At 64.3% G+C, this 14,778-nt stretch carries 20 protein-coding genes; 14 read left to right on the top strand and 6 right to left on the bottom strand.

Features of this window, described 5'->3' with window-relative positions:
* The first annotated feature begins 4 nt into the window (after positions 1-4).
* From NLM27_RS30120 to NLM27_RS30095, 6 genes are all read left to right on the top strand, one after another.
* Positions 5-169: a CoxF protein gene (locus tag NLM27_RS30120; protein WP_254146730.1), complete on the top strand. Its 165-nt coding sequence runs from the start codon at positions 5-7 to the stop codon at positions 167-169.
* 5 nt (positions 170-174) lie between these two features.
* Positions 175-819, top strand: a complete 645-nt coding sequence (locus NLM27_RS30115; protein WP_254146729.1) for a cytochrome c oxidase assembly protein — start codon at positions 175-177, stop codon at positions 817-819.
* Between the two features lie 78 nt (positions 820-897).
* Positions 898-1,794: a cytochrome c oxidase subunit 3 gene (locus tag NLM27_RS30110; protein WP_254146728.1), complete on the top strand. Its 897-nt coding sequence runs from the start codon at positions 898-900 to the stop codon at positions 1,792-1,794.
* 99 nt (positions 1,795-1,893) lie between these two features.
* Positions 1,894-2,295, top strand: coding sequence for a DUF983 domain-containing protein (locus tag NLM27_RS30105; RefSeq protein ID WP_254146727.1), 402 nt, complete (start codon positions 1,894-1,896; stop codon positions 2,293-2,295).
* Entirely contained in the window at positions 2,292-3,044 is a 753-nt protein-coding gene (locus tag NLM27_RS30100; RefSeq protein WP_254146726.1) for an SURF1 family protein, read from the top strand. The genes NLM27_RS30105 and NLM27_RS30100 overlap by 4 nt, the downstream gene beginning before the upstream one ends.
* Positions 3,045-3,161: 117 nt before the next feature.
* Entirely contained in the window at positions 3,162-3,527 is a 366-nt protein-coding gene (locus NLM27_RS30095) for a nuclear transport factor 2 family protein (protein ID WP_254146725.1), read from the top strand.
* A 97-nt stretch (positions 3,528-3,624) separates the two neighbouring features.
* On the opposite strand, the gene NLM27_RS30090 is transcribed toward NLM27_RS30095, so the two are convergent.
* Complete coding sequence (locus NLM27_RS30090) at positions 3,625-4,965, bottom strand: histidine kinase (RefSeq protein WP_254146724.1); 1,341 nt, start codon at positions 4,963-4,965, stop codon at positions 3,625-3,627.
* Positions 4,966-5,051: 86 nt separating this feature from the next.
* Between NLM27_RS30090 and NLM27_RS30085 the strand changes: the two genes are divergently transcribed.
* The 5 genes from NLM27_RS30085 to NLM27_RS30065 all read left to right on the top strand — a co-directional run bounded on the left by NLM27_RS30085 (position 5,052) and on the right by NLM27_RS30065 (position 10,386).
* Positions 5,052-5,696 carry a response regulator transcription factor gene (locus NLM27_RS30085; protein WP_027561968.1) on the top strand — a complete coding sequence of 215 codons (645 nt, stop codon included), beginning with the start codon at positions 5,052-5,054 and terminating at the stop codon, positions 5,694-5,696.
* Positions 5,697-6,246: 550 nt separating this feature from the next.
* The gene (gene thrC / locus NLM27_RS30080; protein ID WP_254146723.1) at positions 6,247-7,665 is read left to right on the top strand and encodes a threonine synthase; all 1,419 of its coding nucleotides are present in this window, start codon (positions 6,247-6,249) and stop codon (positions 7,663-7,665) included.
* Entirely contained in the window at positions 7,662-8,951 is a 1,290-nt protein-coding gene (locus tag NLM27_RS30075; protein ID WP_254146722.1) for a pitrilysin family protein, read from the top strand. Before thrC ends, NLM27_RS30075 begins: the two co-directional genes overlap by 4 nt.
* Before the next feature lie 41 nt (positions 8,952-8,992).
* Entirely contained in the window at positions 8,993-9,580 is a 588-nt protein-coding gene (locus NLM27_RS30070; protein ID WP_254146721.1) for a GNAT family N-acetyltransferase, read from the top strand.
* A gap of 155 nt (positions 9,581-9,735) precedes the next feature.
* Complete coding sequence (locus NLM27_RS30065) at positions 9,736-10,386, top strand: hypothetical protein (RefSeq protein WP_254148965.1); 651 nt, start codon at positions 9,736-9,738, stop codon at positions 10,384-10,386.
* 202 nt (positions 10,387-10,588) lie between these two features.
* Here NLM27_RS30065 and NLM27_RS30060 read toward each other — a convergent pair whose 3' ends face one another.
* The 5 genes from NLM27_RS30060 to NLM27_RS30040 form a co-directional block, all read right to left on the bottom strand.
* The gene (locus NLM27_RS30060; RefSeq protein ID WP_254146720.1) at positions 10,589-11,074 is read right to left on the bottom strand and encodes an ATP F0F1 synthase subunit B; all 486 of its coding nucleotides are present in this window, start codon (positions 11,072-11,074) and stop codon (positions 10,589-10,591) included.
* 5 nt (positions 11,075-11,079) lie between these two features.
* Positions 11,080-11,646, bottom strand: a complete 567-nt coding sequence (locus tag NLM27_RS30055; protein WP_254146719.1) for a F0F1 ATP synthase subunit B — start codon at positions 11,644-11,646, stop codon at positions 11,080-11,082.
* A 65-nt stretch (positions 11,647-11,711) separates the two neighbouring features.
* Positions 11,712-11,942 (bottom strand): F0F1 ATP synthase subunit C, encoded by a 231-nt coding sequence (locus NLM27_RS30050; protein WP_007599451.1) that lies wholly within the window; start codon positions 11,940-11,942, stop codon positions 11,712-11,714.
* A 53-nt stretch (positions 11,943-11,995) separates the two neighbouring features.
* On the bottom strand, positions 11,996-12,745 hold the full coding sequence (locus NLM27_RS30045) for a F0F1 ATP synthase subunit A (protein WP_254146718.1): 750 nt from the start codon (positions 12,743-12,745) through the stop codon (positions 11,996-11,998).
* A 112-nt stretch (positions 12,746-12,857) separates the two neighbouring features.
* Positions 12,858-13,232 carry an AtpZ/AtpI family protein gene (locus NLM27_RS30040; RefSeq protein WP_254146717.1) on the bottom strand — a complete coding sequence of 125 codons (375 nt, stop codon included), beginning with the start codon at positions 13,230-13,232 and terminating at the stop codon, positions 12,858-12,860.
* Positions 13,233-13,307: 75 nt separating this feature from the next.
* On the opposite strand from NLM27_RS30040, the gene NLM27_RS30035 reads away from it, so the two are divergent.
* The 3 genes from NLM27_RS30035 to NLM27_RS30025 all read left to right on the top strand — a co-directional run bounded on the left by NLM27_RS30035 (position 13,308) and on the right by NLM27_RS30025 (position 14,741).
* Positions 13,308-13,550 (top strand): hypothetical protein, encoded by a 243-nt coding sequence (locus tag NLM27_RS30035; protein ID WP_254146716.1) that lies wholly within the window; start codon positions 13,308-13,310, stop codon positions 13,548-13,550.
* Between the two features lie 43 nt (positions 13,551-13,593).
* Complete coding sequence (locus NLM27_RS30030; protein WP_254146715.1) at positions 13,594-14,127, top strand: hypothetical protein; 534 nt, start codon at positions 13,594-13,596, stop codon at positions 14,125-14,127.
* A 140-nt stretch (positions 14,128-14,267) separates the two neighbouring features.
* On the top strand, positions 14,268-14,741 hold the full coding sequence (locus NLM27_RS30025) for a secondary thiamine-phosphate synthase enzyme YjbQ (RefSeq protein ID WP_254146714.1): 474 nt from the start codon (positions 14,268-14,270) through the stop codon (positions 14,739-14,741).
* Positions 14,742-14,778: the final 37 nt, after the last annotated feature.

The following is a 14,778-nucleotide window of genomic DNA, read 5'->3' as shown; positions in this document are numbered from 1 at the left end:
AGGGATGGCCGACAAACCCGAGCCAGATGGAATCGTCCTCACCGAGGCGCAGAAGAGGAGCCGTCGTCAGCGCTCCATTGCCATTGCTTTGGCGCTCGGCGTGCTCGTGGTGCTGTTTTTCGCCGTCACCATGGTCAAGGGACCGGCAGTTCTAGTGCGGCCGATGTAGGGAAGATGGATCACGAGCCGACCATATCGCGGGATCAGAGCCGGACGGCCAGCAAGGGCCGGATCGGTGGTCTCGGCCGCGACGCGCTGGTCGCCTCGATCTGCGGCGGCGTGGTGGCGCTGATGGTCGGCGCCTCCTACGCGGCGGTGCCGTTCTACAACTGGTTCTGCCGCGCCACCGGCTTCAATGGCACGACCCAGGTCGCGACCTCCGCGCCGGCCACCGGCCCGATCGCGCGGAAGATTTCGGTGCGTTTCGATTCCAACGTCGCGCCGGGCCTGCCCTGGAAATTCGAGCCCGAGCAGAATGAGATCGAGGTCAATATCGGTCAGGTCACGACCATCTACTACACCGTGACCAACCAGGCCGCGCGCACGACCGCGGGCCAGGCCGCCTATAACGTCGCGCCGCTGACGGTCGGGTCGTACTTCCAGAAGATCAACTGCTTCTGCTTCACCGAGCAGACCATGGCGCCCGGCGAGAAGCGGGAGATGCCGGTCGTGTTCTACGTCGATCCGTCGATCGCCGACGACCATGAGAATGACGGGCTGAACACGATCACGCTGTCCTACACGTTCTATCCGGTGAAGGATCCCGTGGTGAAGCCGCTGGCATCGGGCGAGGACGACAAACGCAAAGGGAATCTCTGATCGCCGGGCTCGTGCTCAGGGGATTGGACGCAAGGGGATAAGTGCCTGATAGGCACGGGATTGAGGAGAGAGACCGCAATGGCAACGGCGCACACCAAGCATCACGACTACCATCTGGTCGATCCCTCTCCCTGGCCGGCGGTCGGATCCGTCTCCGCCTTCATCATGGCGGTCGGTGCGATCACCTGGATGCACCACATGTTCTCGGCTGCGCCGATCGTGTTTGGCGTCGGCACCGTGGGCGTGCTCTACACCATGGCGAGCTGGTGGGGCGACGTGATCAAGGAAGCCCAGTACAAGGGCGACCACACCCGCGTCGTGCAGCTGCATCACCGCTACGGCATGATCCTGTTCATCGCCTCAGAGGTGATGTTCTTCGTGGCCTGGTTCTGGGCCTATTTCAACGCGGCGCTGTTCCCGGCCGACGCCGTCCACGCCACCCGCGACGCGGTGTTCGGCTGTGGCCTCGGCACCCAGGCCGGCGCCTGCGCCGTTCCCGGCACCTGGCCGCCGAAGGGCATCGAAACCTTCGATCCCTGGCACCTGCCGCTTCTGAACACGCTGATTCTGCTCACCTCCGGCACCACGGTGACCTGGGCGCATCATGCGCTGCTCGAGAACGATCGCCAGGGCCTGAAATACGGCCTGATCCTCACCGTCGTGCTGGGTGCGCTCTTCACCTGCGTGCAGGCCTATGAGTACAGCCACGCAGCGTTCTCGTTCGGCGGCAACGTCTATGGCGCGACCTTCTTCATGGCGACCGGCTTCCATGGCTTCCACGTGCTGGTCGGCACCATCTTCCTGCTGGTCTGCCTGTTCCGCGCCTATGCCGGTCACTTCACGCCGACGCAGCATCTCGGCTTCGAGTTCGCCGCCTGGTACTGGCACTTCGTCGACGTGGTCTGGCTGTTCCTGTTCCTCTGCATTTATGTCTGGGGACACGGCGCCGAGACCATGGCCCACGGCGCACACTGAGCCCGCGAGGCAGATGATCAGAAAGGGCGGCCGCAGGGCCGCCCTTTCGCTTTCCGGCCGCCGGAAGCTTCGGCGGAAACTGTGCTAGAGTTTGCCATCATGAACGACACCGCCGGCCCATCCGAGTCCGAAACGACGGTCCTGCAAAGCGCACTGCGCGGGCTTGCCTGCAAATGTCCGCGCTGCGGCGAGGGCAAGCTCTATGCGGGCTTCCTGACGCTCGCGCCGCGCTGCGACCGCTGCGGTCTCGACTATGCTTTCATCGATACCGGCGACGGCCCGGCGATCTTCATCATCATGCTGGCCGGTGCGATCGTCGTCGGCTGCGCGCTGGTCGTCGAGGTCAAGTATCAGCCGCCGTTCTGGCTGCATGCGGTGCTCTGGCTGCCGCTGATCCTCGCCACCACGTTGTTGCCGCTGCGCGCGATGAAGTCGCTGCTGATCGCGCTGCAGTTCCACCACAAGGCGGCGCCGGGCCGGCTCATCGACCGCGCGAAATGAACGGGATTGTGCGCAAGCCTCGCGTGGCCGGCTTCGCGCTGTTCACGCTGCTCCTGATGGCTGTTTGCCTCGCACTCGGCGTCTGGCAATTGCAGCGCCGGACGGCCAAGCACGAGCTGATCGCGGCCCTCACCGAACGGCTTGCGACGTCGCCGGTCGCGCTGCCGGCGCCTGCGCAATGGGCCGCGCTCAATCCTGCCCGCGACGAGTTCCGCCGCGTCAGCTTCACCGCAATCTATGCAGCCTTGCCCGATGCGATGGTCTATTCCTCCGGCTCGGCCGTGCGCAAGGACGCCTCCGGCCCCGGCACCTGGGCATTCCTGCCGGCGCGGCTTCCGAGCGGTGAGATGGTCGTGATCGATGCGGGCTTCGTCGAGAACACGATGCAGGATCGCAGCGTCGAGGATCGTGCGGTGAGGAAGCTCGTCACAGGACAGCCTGTCGTGCTCACCGGCTATCTGCGCTTTCCCGAGGCCCCAGGCTGGCTGACGCCGGCGGAGAACCGCGACAAACGGCTTTGGTTCGTGCGCGATCATCCGGGAATCGCAAGCGCGCTCGGCTGGGGCGCGGTTGCGCCGTTCTATCTCGATCTCGAGCAGCCGGTGCCCGAGAACGGCATTCCGCGTCCCGGTCCGCTCGACGTGCATCTCAAGGACGATCACCTGCAATACGCCATCACCTGGTTCGCGCTCGCAGGTGCCGTGTTGATCGCCTTCGCCGTGTGGGTGAGGGGGCGACGCACGGCCTGAATTTTCCGTAGGTTCCGGGGAGGAGCCCGGGATCGTCCGGGGTTTATTATTCAGCACATATTCACGAGTGTGGGCCTAAGCCGCGCCAGAGATATCCGCGGCAAACAGGATGTTGGCGTGAGCGATATTGATCAGATGGGAATCGTCGTCGACTGGGTGGACGCCTGCCGGAAGGGCGACCTTGCGATGCTGCTCGACCTGTACGCCGACAACGCCGAGATCGAATGCACCTGTAACGGCAAGCGTCGCTATCACGGCCGCAGCGAGCTCGAAGCCTATTGGCAGCCGCAGCTCAGCGCCTTCTCCTCGGCGGGCTTCGGGATGGAGGAGATCCATCCCGCGCCCCACGGTGTCGATCTCGAATACTCCATCGCTGGTGCGCTGCGCATTCGTGCTTCGTTTCGCTTCAGCGCCGAAGGCAAGATTCGCAGCACGCTGTGCGAGCCGGCGCGTCAGAACGCGCATGACGGCTGCGTGTGCTAAAGCATGATCCGGAAAAGTGCGAAGCGGTTTTCCGAAAAGATCATGCTCAAACAATAACCTAAAGCGCGATGACGGTTCATCCGAATCTCATCGTGCTTTAGCGGAAAGCCGGCTGGTCTCGCATCGTCTCGACCGGCAAGCGGCAGCGTACATGGGTTCGTTCGTCCGCGCGCAGCAGTGACAGCGATCCGCTGAGCGCGCGCACGCGCTCATGCATGCCGGTCAGGCCCCGGCCGAAGACGTTGCCCTCGGGAAAGCCGCCGCCGTCGTCGGATATCTCGATGACGAGGGTGTCTTCGAGGACCATGGCCTGTACATGAGCATTGCTGGCCTCGGCATGACGCAGCACGTTGGTCAGCGCCTCCTGGATCACGCGATAGACGGTCTGGGCCAGCGGTCCTTCGATCCCGTTGAGACCGGGATCGATCGTGGCAGTCAGGTCGACATGCGGTGCCTGCTTGCGAAAATTCCGGAGCAGCGTCTGCACGCTGGTCTCCAACCCCAATTCCTCGATATAGAGCGGCCGCAGCCGGTCGAGGATACGGCGGTTGGTCTGCTGGAGCGCCTCGACCGATTGCAGGACGTTTTCCGCCGAATTGCCGAGATTTCCCATGGCAGGCGCAGTCTCGATCAGGGCGATCGTCCCGGCGCGGATGCTGAACAGAAGCGGGCCGAGTTCGTCGTGCAATTCGCGGGCGAGATCACGCCGCTCGTCGTCCTGGAGCCATACCAGGCGGTGCAACAGGTCGCGATTGTCCTGACTCAATTGCGCCAGCGTCGCCGCCAGGGCGTTGGCCTCTTCGCAGCTCTGCCGGATCTCCGGCGGTCCTGCTACCGGGATCGGCGTCGCGTAGTCGCCGCACCGCATCCGCGTGAGACCTTCGCCGAGATTTTGCAGAGGGCGCAGGGCCGACCCCGCGAAAACATAGGCAATGGTGCTCGTGAGCACCATCAGCAAAGCGACCAGGCTCGTCAGCGCGAGAAAGCCGATCCACTTCTCGAACAGGTCGGCCGACAGGTCCGGCAGGAACAAGATATCGCCGACCCGCCTGCCGTCGATCATCACCGGGGACGCCGTATCCATGTCGGGGATGATAAGCAGGTCGATGAACCATTGCGGTACGCCATGCAAGTTGCGCAGGCCGTCCTTCGGAGAGGGCGCAGGACCCTCTTCTACGGCCCGGAATTGGATATCTGAGGCGTTCCCCAGAGAATGGACAAAGTCATCGAGTGTCCGTCGTGGATTGTCAGAGGTGCGCAGCGTGTTGTTGAGCGCGGCAGCCACTGCCCGGGTCGAGCGGCGCCCCGGCTCGCTTTCGTCGGCGAGCTGGCCGGTTGCGAAAGTCTGGAGCAGTATGCCGCCCATGATGAGCGCGGCGAAGAAGCTCGCGCCCAGCGGGAGAAAGAGTTGGGTTCTGAACGAGAGTCGTTGCCACATTAGGTCAATTCTAACGTGCTTTGGTGGAATTCACTCTTTCCATTTGTTCCCGGCGGTCTATGAGTCGAAAAACAAGAGAGCGTGCGATGCAAGATACCGCCAAGCCGGCGACCAAGGTCCTGATCGTCGACGACCATCCCGTGGTGCTGTCCGGTTGCCGCACCCTGTTCGCGTCCGACCATTCGATCCGTATCGACGAGGCGACCGATGCCAAATCCGGGCATCGCGCCTATGTCAGCAAGCGGCCCGACGTCACCGTGATCGACATCAGCCTGCCCGATGTCTCCGGCTTCGAGCTGATGCGACGCATCCGCAAGGATGATCCGGACGCCAAGATCATCATGTTCAGCATGAACGATGATCCGGCCTTCGTGGTGCGGGCGGTCGAGCTCGGGGCGCAGGGCTATGTCTCCAAAGGCGACGATCCCAGGATCCTGCTGAAAGCGGTGCGCAAGGTGGTCGCGGGCGACAATTTCATCTCGCCGCAGCTTGCGGAAGCCGTGACGTTTTCCGGCGCGGCGATCAAGGCCAATCCGGCCTCGCAGATGACGCCGCGGGAGCTCGAGATTCTCCGCCTGCTCGGGCGCGGCGACAAGATCGTCGAGGTCGCCGAGGCGCTCGGCATCTCCTACAAGACCGTGGCGAACACCACGTCCTTGCTCAAGCAGAAGTTAGGGGCCAAGAACCACTCCGACCTGATCCGGATCGCAGTGGAAATCGGGATGAGCTGACCTCCGCCAACGACCGAACCGGCTGCTCCAGGATGCAGCGGTTCGGTCGACGGATCGGCGTCGCCATCGGCCGGGCAATGCATGGACGATGGCTGACACCATCCGCCGACCCAATCGGCCGCCACGGCATTCGTTCCTCGGGCGGGCCATAGTTTCGGGAAAAAGTGGCAGCATGAAGCAAGTCAGTGCCCGTAGCCGCAGGTGAAGGCGTTCGGCACTTCGGGAAAATCAGGAACATCTGTCGCTGCTTGCCGTTTTGGCTCTTGACGATCTGACGACAGCTGACGAAAAGCTTGCGCGAACAAGTCTTGGCGGGTCGGGGGACCCCGGACGAGGCAAACCGGTCTGCACACAACGACAGGCCTTCCAAGAGAAGGGCTGCGGCGATGCCGCAGCCCTTTTTCATTGGGCAAGGTGGGGACCGGAACCGGTTTCCCGATGGCGCAAAACACTTTATGGTGGCCCAAAGCCTCTAGCTTGTAACAACTAATTTCGTAAAATCAAAGGCTTAACGGGCGAGCTGAGGCTTGGTCGGCCTTTGGAGGGCAGTTTGACTCGTTATATCTCGACCCGGGGCGAGGCCCCCGAACTCGGCTTCTGTGACGTGATGCTGACCGGGCTCGCCCGCGACGGCGGCCTGTACGTGCCTGCCACCTGGCCGCAGCTTTCGGCCGAGACCATCGCCGGCTTCTTCGGCCGGCCCTATTGGGAGGTCGCGGTCGACGTGATTCGTCCCTTCGCCGGCGGGGAGATTTCGGACGCCGAACTCGGTCGTATGGCCAACGAGGCCTATGCCACCTTCCGCCATCCCGCGGTGGTGCCGCTGCGCCAGATGTCGCCGCACCAGTTCGTGCTGGAGCTGTTCCATGGCCCGACGCTCGCCTTCAAGGACGTGGCGATGCAGCTGATCTCGCGGCTGATGGACCATGTGCTTGCCAAGCGCGGCCAGCGCACCACCATCGTGGTCGCGACATCAGGCGATACCGGCGGCGCCGCAGTCGAAGCTTTCGCGGGGCTTGAGAATGTCGACCTCATCGTGCTGTTCCCGCACAAGCGCATCTCCGAGGTCCAGCAGCGGATGATGACGACGACGGGGGCTGCCAATGTGCACGCGCTCGCCGTCGAAGGCACCTTCGACGATTGCCAGGCGCTCGTGAAGGGGATGTTCAACAATCATCGCTTTCGCGATGCGACCTCGCTCTCCGGCGTCAACTCGATCAACTGGGCACGCATCGTCGCCCAGGTGGTCTATTACTTCACGTCGGCCGTTGCCGTCGGCGCGCCGGCGCGTGCGGTGGATTTCGTCGTGCCGACCGGCAATTTCGGCGACATCTTCGCCGGTTACGTCGCCAAGCGCATGGGGCTGCCGGTGCGCACCTTGCGTATCGCCGCCAACGTCAACGACATCCTTGCCCGCACGCTCAAGACCGGCATCTACGAGGTGCGCGAGGTGCACGCCACGGCGTCGCCGTCGATGGACATCCAGATCTCCTCGAATTTCGAGCGGCTGCTGTTCGAGGCCGGCCGGCGCGACGCGGCGGGCGTGCGCCGCCTGATGGATTCGCTGAAGCAGTCCGGACGCTTCGTGTTGCCCGATGCGACGCTGGCTGCGATCCGCGAGGAGTTTGATGCAGGGCGCGCCGACGAGATCGAAACCGCGGCTGCGATCCGCGCCGCCTGGCGCGAGGCAGGCGAACTGGTAGATCCCCATACCGCCGTGGCGCTCGCGGTCGCTGACCGCGATACCACCGACACGACGGTGCCGAGCATCGTGCTCTCCACGGCCCATCCCGCCAAATTCCCCGACGCAATCGAGGCGGCCTGCGGCCAGCGGCCGCAATTGCCTGCCTGGCTTGACGGATTGATGACCAAATCCGAACACATGAAGGTGATGAAGAACGATCAGGCGGAGGTCGAGCGGTTCGTGCTGTCGGTCAGCCGCGCCGCAAAGCAGGGAGTTGCCGGATGAGCGTTGAGATTTCCAAGCTTGCCTCCGGCCTGACCGTCGTCACCGACAAGATGCCCCATCTCGAGACCGCGGCGCTCGGCGTCTGGGCCGGCGTCGGGGGACGCGACGAGAAGCCGAACGAGCACGGCATCTCGCACCTGCTGGAACACATGGCGTTCAAGGGGACGACCAAGCGCTCCTCGCGCGAGATCGTGGAGGAGATCGAAGCGGTCGGCGGCGACCTCAATGCTGGCACCTCGACCGAGACGACCTCCTACTACGCACGGGTGCTGAAGGCCGACGTGCCGCTCGCGCTCGACGTGCTCGCCGACATCCTTGCCAATCCTGCCTTCGAGCCGGACGAGCTGGAGCGCGAGAAGAACGTCATCGTGCAGGAGATTGGGGCTGCGCAGGACACACCCGACGACGTCGTGTTCGAGCATCTCAACGAGCTCTGCTATCCCGACCAGCCGATGGGGCGTTCGCTGCTCGGCACTGCCAAGACGCTGCGCGGCTTCAACCGCGACATGCTTCGCGGCTATCTGTCGACGCATTATCGCGGGCCCGACATGGTGGTGGCCGCCGCCGGCGCCGTCGACCACAGCCAAGTGGTCGCCGAAGTCGAGCAGCGCTTCGCGAGCTTCGAGGCGACGCCGGGACCCAAGCCGCAATCCGCGCAGTTCGGCAAGGGCGGCGCCAAGGTGGTCCACCGTGAGCTCGAGCAGGCGCATCTGACGCTGGCGCTGGAAGGCGTGCCGCAGAACGACCTGTCGCTGTTCTCGCTCCAGGTCTTCACCAACATTCTCGGCGGGGGAATGTCGTCGCGGCTGTTCCAGGAGGTGCGCGAAAAGCGCGGCCTCTGCTACTCCATCTACAGCTTCCACGCCCCCTATACCGACACCGGCTTCTTCGGGCTCTACACCGGCACCGATCCGGCCGATGCGCCGGAGATGATGGAGGTCGTGGTCGACATCATGAATGATTCGGTGGAGACGCTGACCGAGGCCGAGATCGCGCGGGCCAAGGCGCAGATGAAGGCGGGCCTGTTGATGGCGCTGGAGAGCTGCTCGTCCCGCGCCGAGCAGCTCGCCCGGCATGTACTCGCCTATGGCCGGCCGCAGACGGTGCAGGAGCTGGTGGCCCGGATCGATGCTGTCAGCGTCGAATCGACCCGGGATGCGGCGCGTGCGCTGCTTTCGCGTAGCCGCCCTGCGGTGGTTGCATTGGGTAGCGGCAGGGGTCTGGACACGGCGGTGTCTTTTGCGGAAGGATTGACCCGGGCGCGCGCCAAGGCGCGGCTGCATTAGGAGCCGCCGCGCAAGGGGCACCCGCGCCGGGAAGCATCACCATGGCCCTCTTTCGCCTGCCATCCAGTGGACCCGCCGCCCTCGCGCCGCGCGGCAACGGGCTGCTGCTGCGCGCCCCGCAGATGTCGGACTTCCTGCAATGGGCTCACTTGCGCGAAAGCAGCCGCGACTACCTCACCCCCTGGGAGCCGATCTGGCCGTCGGACGACCTCACCCGGTCCGGCTTCCGCCGCCGCCTGCGCCGCTACTCCGAGGATATCGCCGCGGACCGTTCCTATCCGTTTCTGATCTTTCGCGAGCTCGACGGCGCCATGGTTGGCGGCATCACGCTGGCCAATGTCCGACGCGGCATCGTGCAGGCCGGCACCATCGGCTACTGGATTGGACAGCCTCACGCCCATCGCGGCTATATGACGGCTGGGCTGCGGGTGCTGCTGCCGACGCTGTTCGGCGAGCTGAACCTGCACCGCGTCGAGGCCGCCTGTATTCCCACCAATGCGCCGTCGATCCGGGTGCTGGAAAAGTGCGGTTTCTCCCGCGAGGGGCTGGCGCGCCGCTATCTCTGCATCAACGGGGTCTGGCAGGACCACCTGCTATTCGGCCTGCTGCATGAGGATTTCCGCGGCTGAGCCGCCACCCCTGCGGCCAAAGTCTTGATCGCCCCGCCTCATTTACTGCCCTATTGCTTGCCTCGTTGCTTGCCTTGGGTTCGCCGATTTTGGCGATATAACGGCGCGGGCCGGCCTGCGATCGGCCGGAATGCTGGAATGGAGTATAGGTGTCGATGGTGAAGGAGCTTCGGTCATCGCGGAATGCGTTGCGGCGCGCGACGGTGGTCGCGTTGACGTTGTCGGTTGCGCTCGCGTTCGTCTCGCCGGTGGCGGCCCAGTCCTTCAGCGACCGCTTCAAGAGCCTGTTCGGCGGCCAGTCCGACGAGCCGGCCCAGCCCAAGCCGGCGCCTGCGCCCGGCCAGCCGACTGACGACGACCTCGATTGCCCGCAGGTCACCGTGCGCGCTGGAGCGTCCACCTATGCGGTTGGCGCCAACGGCAAGCCGGCCGTCGGCAATGATGTCCGCTTCCAGGCCTCGATCACCAAGATGGCCCGTGAATGCGTCCGGAACGGCGGCGATATCGCTGCCCGGATTGGCATCCAGGGTCGCGTCATCGCCGGTCCCGCCGGAGCGCCTGCTACGGTCGAGGTTCCCTTGCGTGTTGCCGTGGTGCAGGGCGGCGTCGGCGAGAAGGTGATTGTTTCGAAGGCCTACCGGACCACGGTCGGAATGACCGAGGGCGGCAGCGTGCCCTTCACCTTCGTCGCCGAGGATCTGGCCTATCCCGTCCCCTCGGCCGCAGTCGCCGACACCTACATCTTCTATGTCGGCTTCGACCCGCAGGCGCTCTCGCCCGAGCCGAAGGGGCGGAGAAAGAAGTAGGCAAAGTCGCGCGACAAGCTCAACGGATCACTACCCGCCTTCTACGCGCTTGCGCCCTGGGGTGGACAATCCAATATTCCGAGACAGCGAGGCTAAAGCAGCCCCGCCTTCGCGGGTATGACACCAGACTTGTGGCTACAGATCGGCCAATCAAAAAGCCGGCGCTCACGCGCCGGCTTTTTGATTGGTGAAGGCAGAATGCTCAGTTCAGCTTCTGCCTGACTTCGCTGATGCCCTTGGCGAGCAGGTCGTCGGCGACCTGGCCCTTGACCGACTGCGACAGGATCGTCGAGGCGGCCTGAACGGCGGCTTCGGCGGCCGCGGCGCGCACATCGGCCAGCGCCTGAGCCTCGGCGAGCGCGATCTTGCTCTCCGCGGTCTTGGTGCGGCGGGCGACGAAGTCTTCCATCTTCGCCTTGGCGTCGGCTGCGATGCGCTCGGCTTCGGCCTTGGCGTTGGCGATGATGTCGGCGGCCTCGCGCTCGGCGGTGGCACTACGCGCCTTGTAGTCGGCGAGCACCTTGGCCGCCTCCTGCTTGAGGCGCGTTGCGTCGTCGAGCTCGGCCTTGATGCGGGCGGCGCGATGATCGAGTGCCGTCATCGCCGTCTTGAAGATCCCGAGATAGCCGAACACGACCATCAGGATCACGAAGGCGACGGCGACCCAAAATTCAGGTTCGAAGAACATCTCGACTAACCCTTCAAGGACGCATCGACCGCGGCATTGACTGACGCAGCGTCGGGAACGACGCCGGTGAGCTGCTGCACGATCTGGCCTGCCGCATCGGCCGCGATGCCGCGGACGTTGCTCATGGCGGCGGCGCGGGTCGAGGCGATGGTCTTCTCCGCCCCGGCGAGCTTGGCCGCCAGCTGTTCTTCCAGCGCCTTGCGCTCGGCGTCCGCCTGCGCATTCGCCTTGTCGCGGGATTCGTTGCCGATCGCCTGTGCCCGCGTGCGCGCCGAAGCGAGCTCGCTTTCATAGGCCTTCAGCGCCGCGTCGGACTGGTCCTTCAGCTTCTGCGCTTCGGCGAGGTCGCCCTCGATTTTGTTCTGGCGCGCCTCGATCGCACCGCCGATGCGCGGCAGAGCGAGCTTGGACACGATCACGTAAAGCAGGACGAAGAAGATCGCGAGCGACACCAGCTGTGAAGCAAAGCTGCTGCTCTCGAACGGCGGGAAACCGCCACCGTGGTGACCACCGTCAGCCTCGGTGTGAGCGCCCGCCGCCGGACCTTTTGCGCCGCCATGACTCTCAGCCATGGAGTTCTCCTGTTGCTGTCACGCGCGCCGTCCCAGGGGCTGGAACGGCGCGAAAAACGTCGTTCTCAGAGCGGAACGAACAGCAGCAGCAGCGCGATCAGCAGCGAGAAGATGCCGAGCGCTTCGGTCACGGCGAAGCCGAAGATCAGGTTGCCGAACTGGCCCTGAGCGGCCGACGGGTTGCGGACAGCTGCGGCGAGGTAGTTGCCGAAGATCACGCCCACGCCGACGCCCGCACCGCCCATGCCGATGCACGCGATGCCCGCGCCGATAAGTTTTGCTGCTGCCGGATCCATTTTAGACTCCTTGGAAGAAAGATTGCGTTGTGGGTGGAAATTCCCCGGACCGCTCAGTGTCCCGGATGAATGGCGTCGTTGAGGTAGATGCAGGTCAGGATCGCGAACACGTAGGCCTGGAGGAACGCGACCAGGAGCTCGAGCGAAGTCAGCGCGACGGTGAGCGCCAGCGGCAGCACGCCGCCGATCCAGCCGACGGCGCCGAGCGAAAAGCCGAGCATGGCGACGAAGCCTGCGAACACCTTCAGCGCGATGTGGCCGGCCAGCATGTTGGCGAAGAGACGGACGCTGTGGGAGACCGGCCGCAGGAAGAACGACAGGATCTCGATGAACATGACCAGCGGCAGGATGTAGATGGGGACGCCGTGGGGAACGAAAATCTTGAAGAATTTCAGGCCGTTCTTGTAGATGCCGTAGATCAGGACGGTAAAGAACACCAGAAGCGCGAGCGCCGCGGTGACGATCAGATGGCTCGACACCGTGAAGGTGTAGGGGATGATGCCGACCAGGTTCGAGACGCAGATGAACATGAACAGCGAGAAGATCAGCGGGAAGAACTTCATGCCTTCCGCGCCGGCCGTCGAACGGATGGTCGAGGCGACGAATTCGTAGGAGATCTCAGCGACAGACTGGAGCCGCCCGGGAACCAGCTGTGTGCTGCTGGCGAGCATCAGGATCGAGATGATCGCGACTGCCACCAGCATGTAGAGCGACGAATTGGTGAAGGCGATCGTATGATTGCCGATATGGCCCAGGGTGAAGAGAGGCTCGATGTTGAACTGGTGGATCGGGTCGATTTTCATCAGCGCGGCATCTCTTGGTCTGCCGGGCTATGCCGGCGGGTCTCGGTCTGCCGGCCGGGCCGGCCCGCACCGGCGAAGCCGGCGCGACAATTCCTCTCCTGTGCGGATCGGCTTACGAACCACCGCGCCTGTTTTGACCCGCGCCCGCCGACCTCACCACATTCACCACGCCGGCGACGAAGCCCAGCAGCGTGAACACGATAAACCCGAAAGGCGACGTCGACAGCAAGCGGTCGAACCCCCAGCCAATCCCCGCTCCGACAATGACGCCGGCGATCAACTCCGAGGATAACCGGAAACCAAGCGCCATCGCCGAGGCTCTGGCCGCTCCGTCTCCACCGTCACCTGCGGGTTGCTCGGTCTTGATCCGGCGGTCGCGAAATTCGGACAACCTCTGATCAAGACTTCCGAGCCGTTCGGAAAGCGCAGCTTCCTCGGACGATTTATCGCGATCCCCATTCTCGCCGTGTCCCGTGCCCTGTGTCATGCAACGAAGACCCGAAACGCCGCGGCTGAATGGAAATTACGCCCGCCACCCTCAAAAGCCGCGCGGACCATACTGATGGCCTATAATCAAGTCAAGCCAAGTCACGATTGCGTCGCTTTCTCTTATGTATCTGATTTGCTTGATGATATTGGCGCGCGCGGCAGCGCTGCACACAGCGTGACGCCGCACCGCAGCAGCTGTCCGCATGATCGGCAGATGCAACCGCCATTTCGCCGCGCTGCCGGGATCAAACGAACCATTGCCGTCGTTGATATCGGTGGTGCGTTTTGGGCGGCGGATCGCCGCGGCGGGGTGTAGAATTGCGAAAGTGCCACACCTGCGCGTCGTGGCGGAGAGCGCGATGAGACCTGTGACGTCATCCACAACATCATGGCTTGCGGCAGGAACGTTCGCCGCGGTGATGGTCGGCTGCGGCGGCGTTGCCGCGCAGTCCGCGCCCGACAGCGAAAACGGCCGTTACAGCATGACGCCCATCACCGAGGGCGTGCTGCGGCTCGACACCCGCACCGGGACCCTGTCGACCTGCTCCAAGAACGGCGCCGGCTGGGCCTGCTACGCCGTGCCCGACGAACGCTCCGCGCTCGATGCCGAGATCGGCCGGCTTCAGGCCGAAGTCGAGAAGCTGAAGGGCCAGCTCGCGGCGGGGCCGACGGTGTCGGGCAAGATCGACGAGCCGCTGCCGAAATCCGATCCGCTCAAGAAGGCGGAGCCGCAAGCACGAGAACCCAAGGTCGCCGAGGGTGAGCGCAAAATCGAGATTCCGCTGCCGAGCGACCAGGATGTCGACCGCGTGATGTCGTTCCTGGAAAAGGCCTGGCGCCGGCTGATCGAGATGGCCAACCGCGTGCAGAAGGACGTGTCGGGGAAGATTTAGTGCGTAGCGAGATGCCGTAGGGTGGGCAAAGGCGTTCTTGCGCCGTGCCCACCATGTTTGATCCGTTGTGTGAATTGGTGGGCACGCTTCGCTTTGCCCACCCTACGGCTACGGCGACTATCGGAGTTGAGAGACTATTGATGACATCAGGCAAATCCGTCACGCGCTCGGCGCCATCGTCAGTGCAAGCCACCACCATCGCATCGTCGCTGCTGACGGTGCAGACGCCGGGGCGCGGCTTCACCGATCTCACCAGCGAGGCCGCGAAATTCCTCAATGAGGCCCACGCGCGTGACGGCGCGCTGACGCTGTTCATCCGCCACACCTCGGCCTCGCTGACGATCCAGGAGAACGCCGACCCTTCCGTCCTCGTCGATCTCAGCACGGCGCTGTCCCGGCTCGCGCCCGAAAATGCGCCCTGGACTCACGACACCGAGGGGCCCGACGACATGCCCGGGCACGTCAAGACGATGCTGACGCAGACCTCGCTCCAGGTCCCGGTTCTGAACGGCAGGCTCGCGCTTGGCACCTGGCAGGCGGTCTATCTCATCGAGCATCGTGCTCGCCCGCACCGCCGCGAGATCGTGCTGCAATTCATCGGCAGCGATCAATAGTCCCACAAAACAAAACCGGCCGCGGAGACCGCGGCCG

Origin of the sequence: Bradyrhizobium sp. CCGB12, from assembly GCF_024199845.1 — a bacterium.
GTDB lineage: Bacteria > Pseudomonadota > Alphaproteobacteria > Rhizobiales > Xanthobacteraceae > Bradyrhizobium.
This window is presented reverse-complemented; position numbering and strand designations above follow the sequence as displayed.

Coding starts and splice junctions, on each gene's coding strand:
- NLM27_RS30110 (WP_254146728.1), top strand. CDS start 898: ATGGCAACGGCGCACACCAAGCATCACGACTACCATCTGGTCGATCCC.
- NLM27_RS30030 (WP_254146715.1), top strand. CDS start 13,594: ATGAGACCTGTGACGTCATCCACAACATCATGGCTTGCGGCAGGAACG.
- NLM27_RS30090 (WP_254146724.1), bottom strand. CDS start 4,965: ATGTGGCAACGACTCTCGTTCAGAACCCAACTCTTTCTCCCGCTGGGC.
- NLM27_RS30025 (WP_254146714.1), top strand. CDS start 14,268: ATGACATCAGGCAAATCCGTCACGCGCTCGGCGCCATCGTCAGTGCAA.
- NLM27_RS30070 (WP_254146721.1), top strand. CDS start 8,993: ATGGCCCTCTTTCGCCTGCCATCCAGTGGACCCGCCGCCCTCGCGCCG.
- NLM27_RS30075 (WP_254146722.1), top strand. CDS start 7,662: ATGAGCGTTGAGATTTCCAAGCTTGCCTCCGGCCTGACCGTCGTCACC.
- NLM27_RS30060 (WP_254146720.1), bottom strand. CDS start 11,074: ATGTTCTTCGAACCTGAATTTTGGGTCGCCGTCGCCTTCGTGATCCTG.
- NLM27_RS30085 (WP_027561968.1), top strand. CDS start 5,052: ATGCAAGATACCGCCAAGCCGGCGACCAAGGTCCTGATCGTCGACGAC.
- NLM27_RS30050 (WP_007599451.1), bottom strand. CDS start 11,942: ATGGATCCGGCAGCAGCAAAACTTATCGGCGCGGGCATCGCGTGCATC.
- NLM27_RS30105 (WP_254146727.1), top strand. CDS start 1,894: ATGAACGACACCGCCGGCCCATCCGAGTCCGAAACGACGGTCCTGCAA.
- NLM27_RS30065 (WP_254148965.1), top strand. CDS start 9,736: ATGGTGAAGGAGCTTCGGTCATCGCGGAATGCGTTGCGGCGCGCGACG.
- NLM27_RS30120 (WP_254146730.1), top strand. CDS start 5: ATGGCCGACAAACCCGAGCCAGATGGAATCGTCCTCACCGAGGCGCAG.
- NLM27_RS30045 (WP_254146718.1), bottom strand. CDS start 12,745: ATGAAAATCGACCCGATCCACCAGTTCAACATCGAGCCTCTCTTCACC.
- NLM27_RS30115 (WP_254146729.1), top strand. CDS start 175: ATGGATCACGAGCCGACCATATCGCGGGATCAGAGCCGGACGGCCAGC.
- NLM27_RS30040 (WP_254146717.1), bottom strand. CDS start 13,232: ATGACACAGGGCACGGGACACGGCGAGAATGGGGATCGCGATAAATCG.
- NLM27_RS30035 (WP_254146716.1), top strand. CDS start 13,308: ATGGCCTATAATCAAGTCAAGCCAAGTCACGATTGCGTCGCTTTCTCT.
- NLM27_RS30100 (WP_254146726.1), top strand. CDS start 2,292: ATGAACGGGATTGTGCGCAAGCCTCGCGTGGCCGGCTTCGCGCTGTTC.
- NLM27_RS30055 (WP_254146719.1), bottom strand. CDS start 11,646: ATGGCTGAGAGTCATGGCGGCGCAAAAGGTCCGGCGGCGGGCGCTCAC.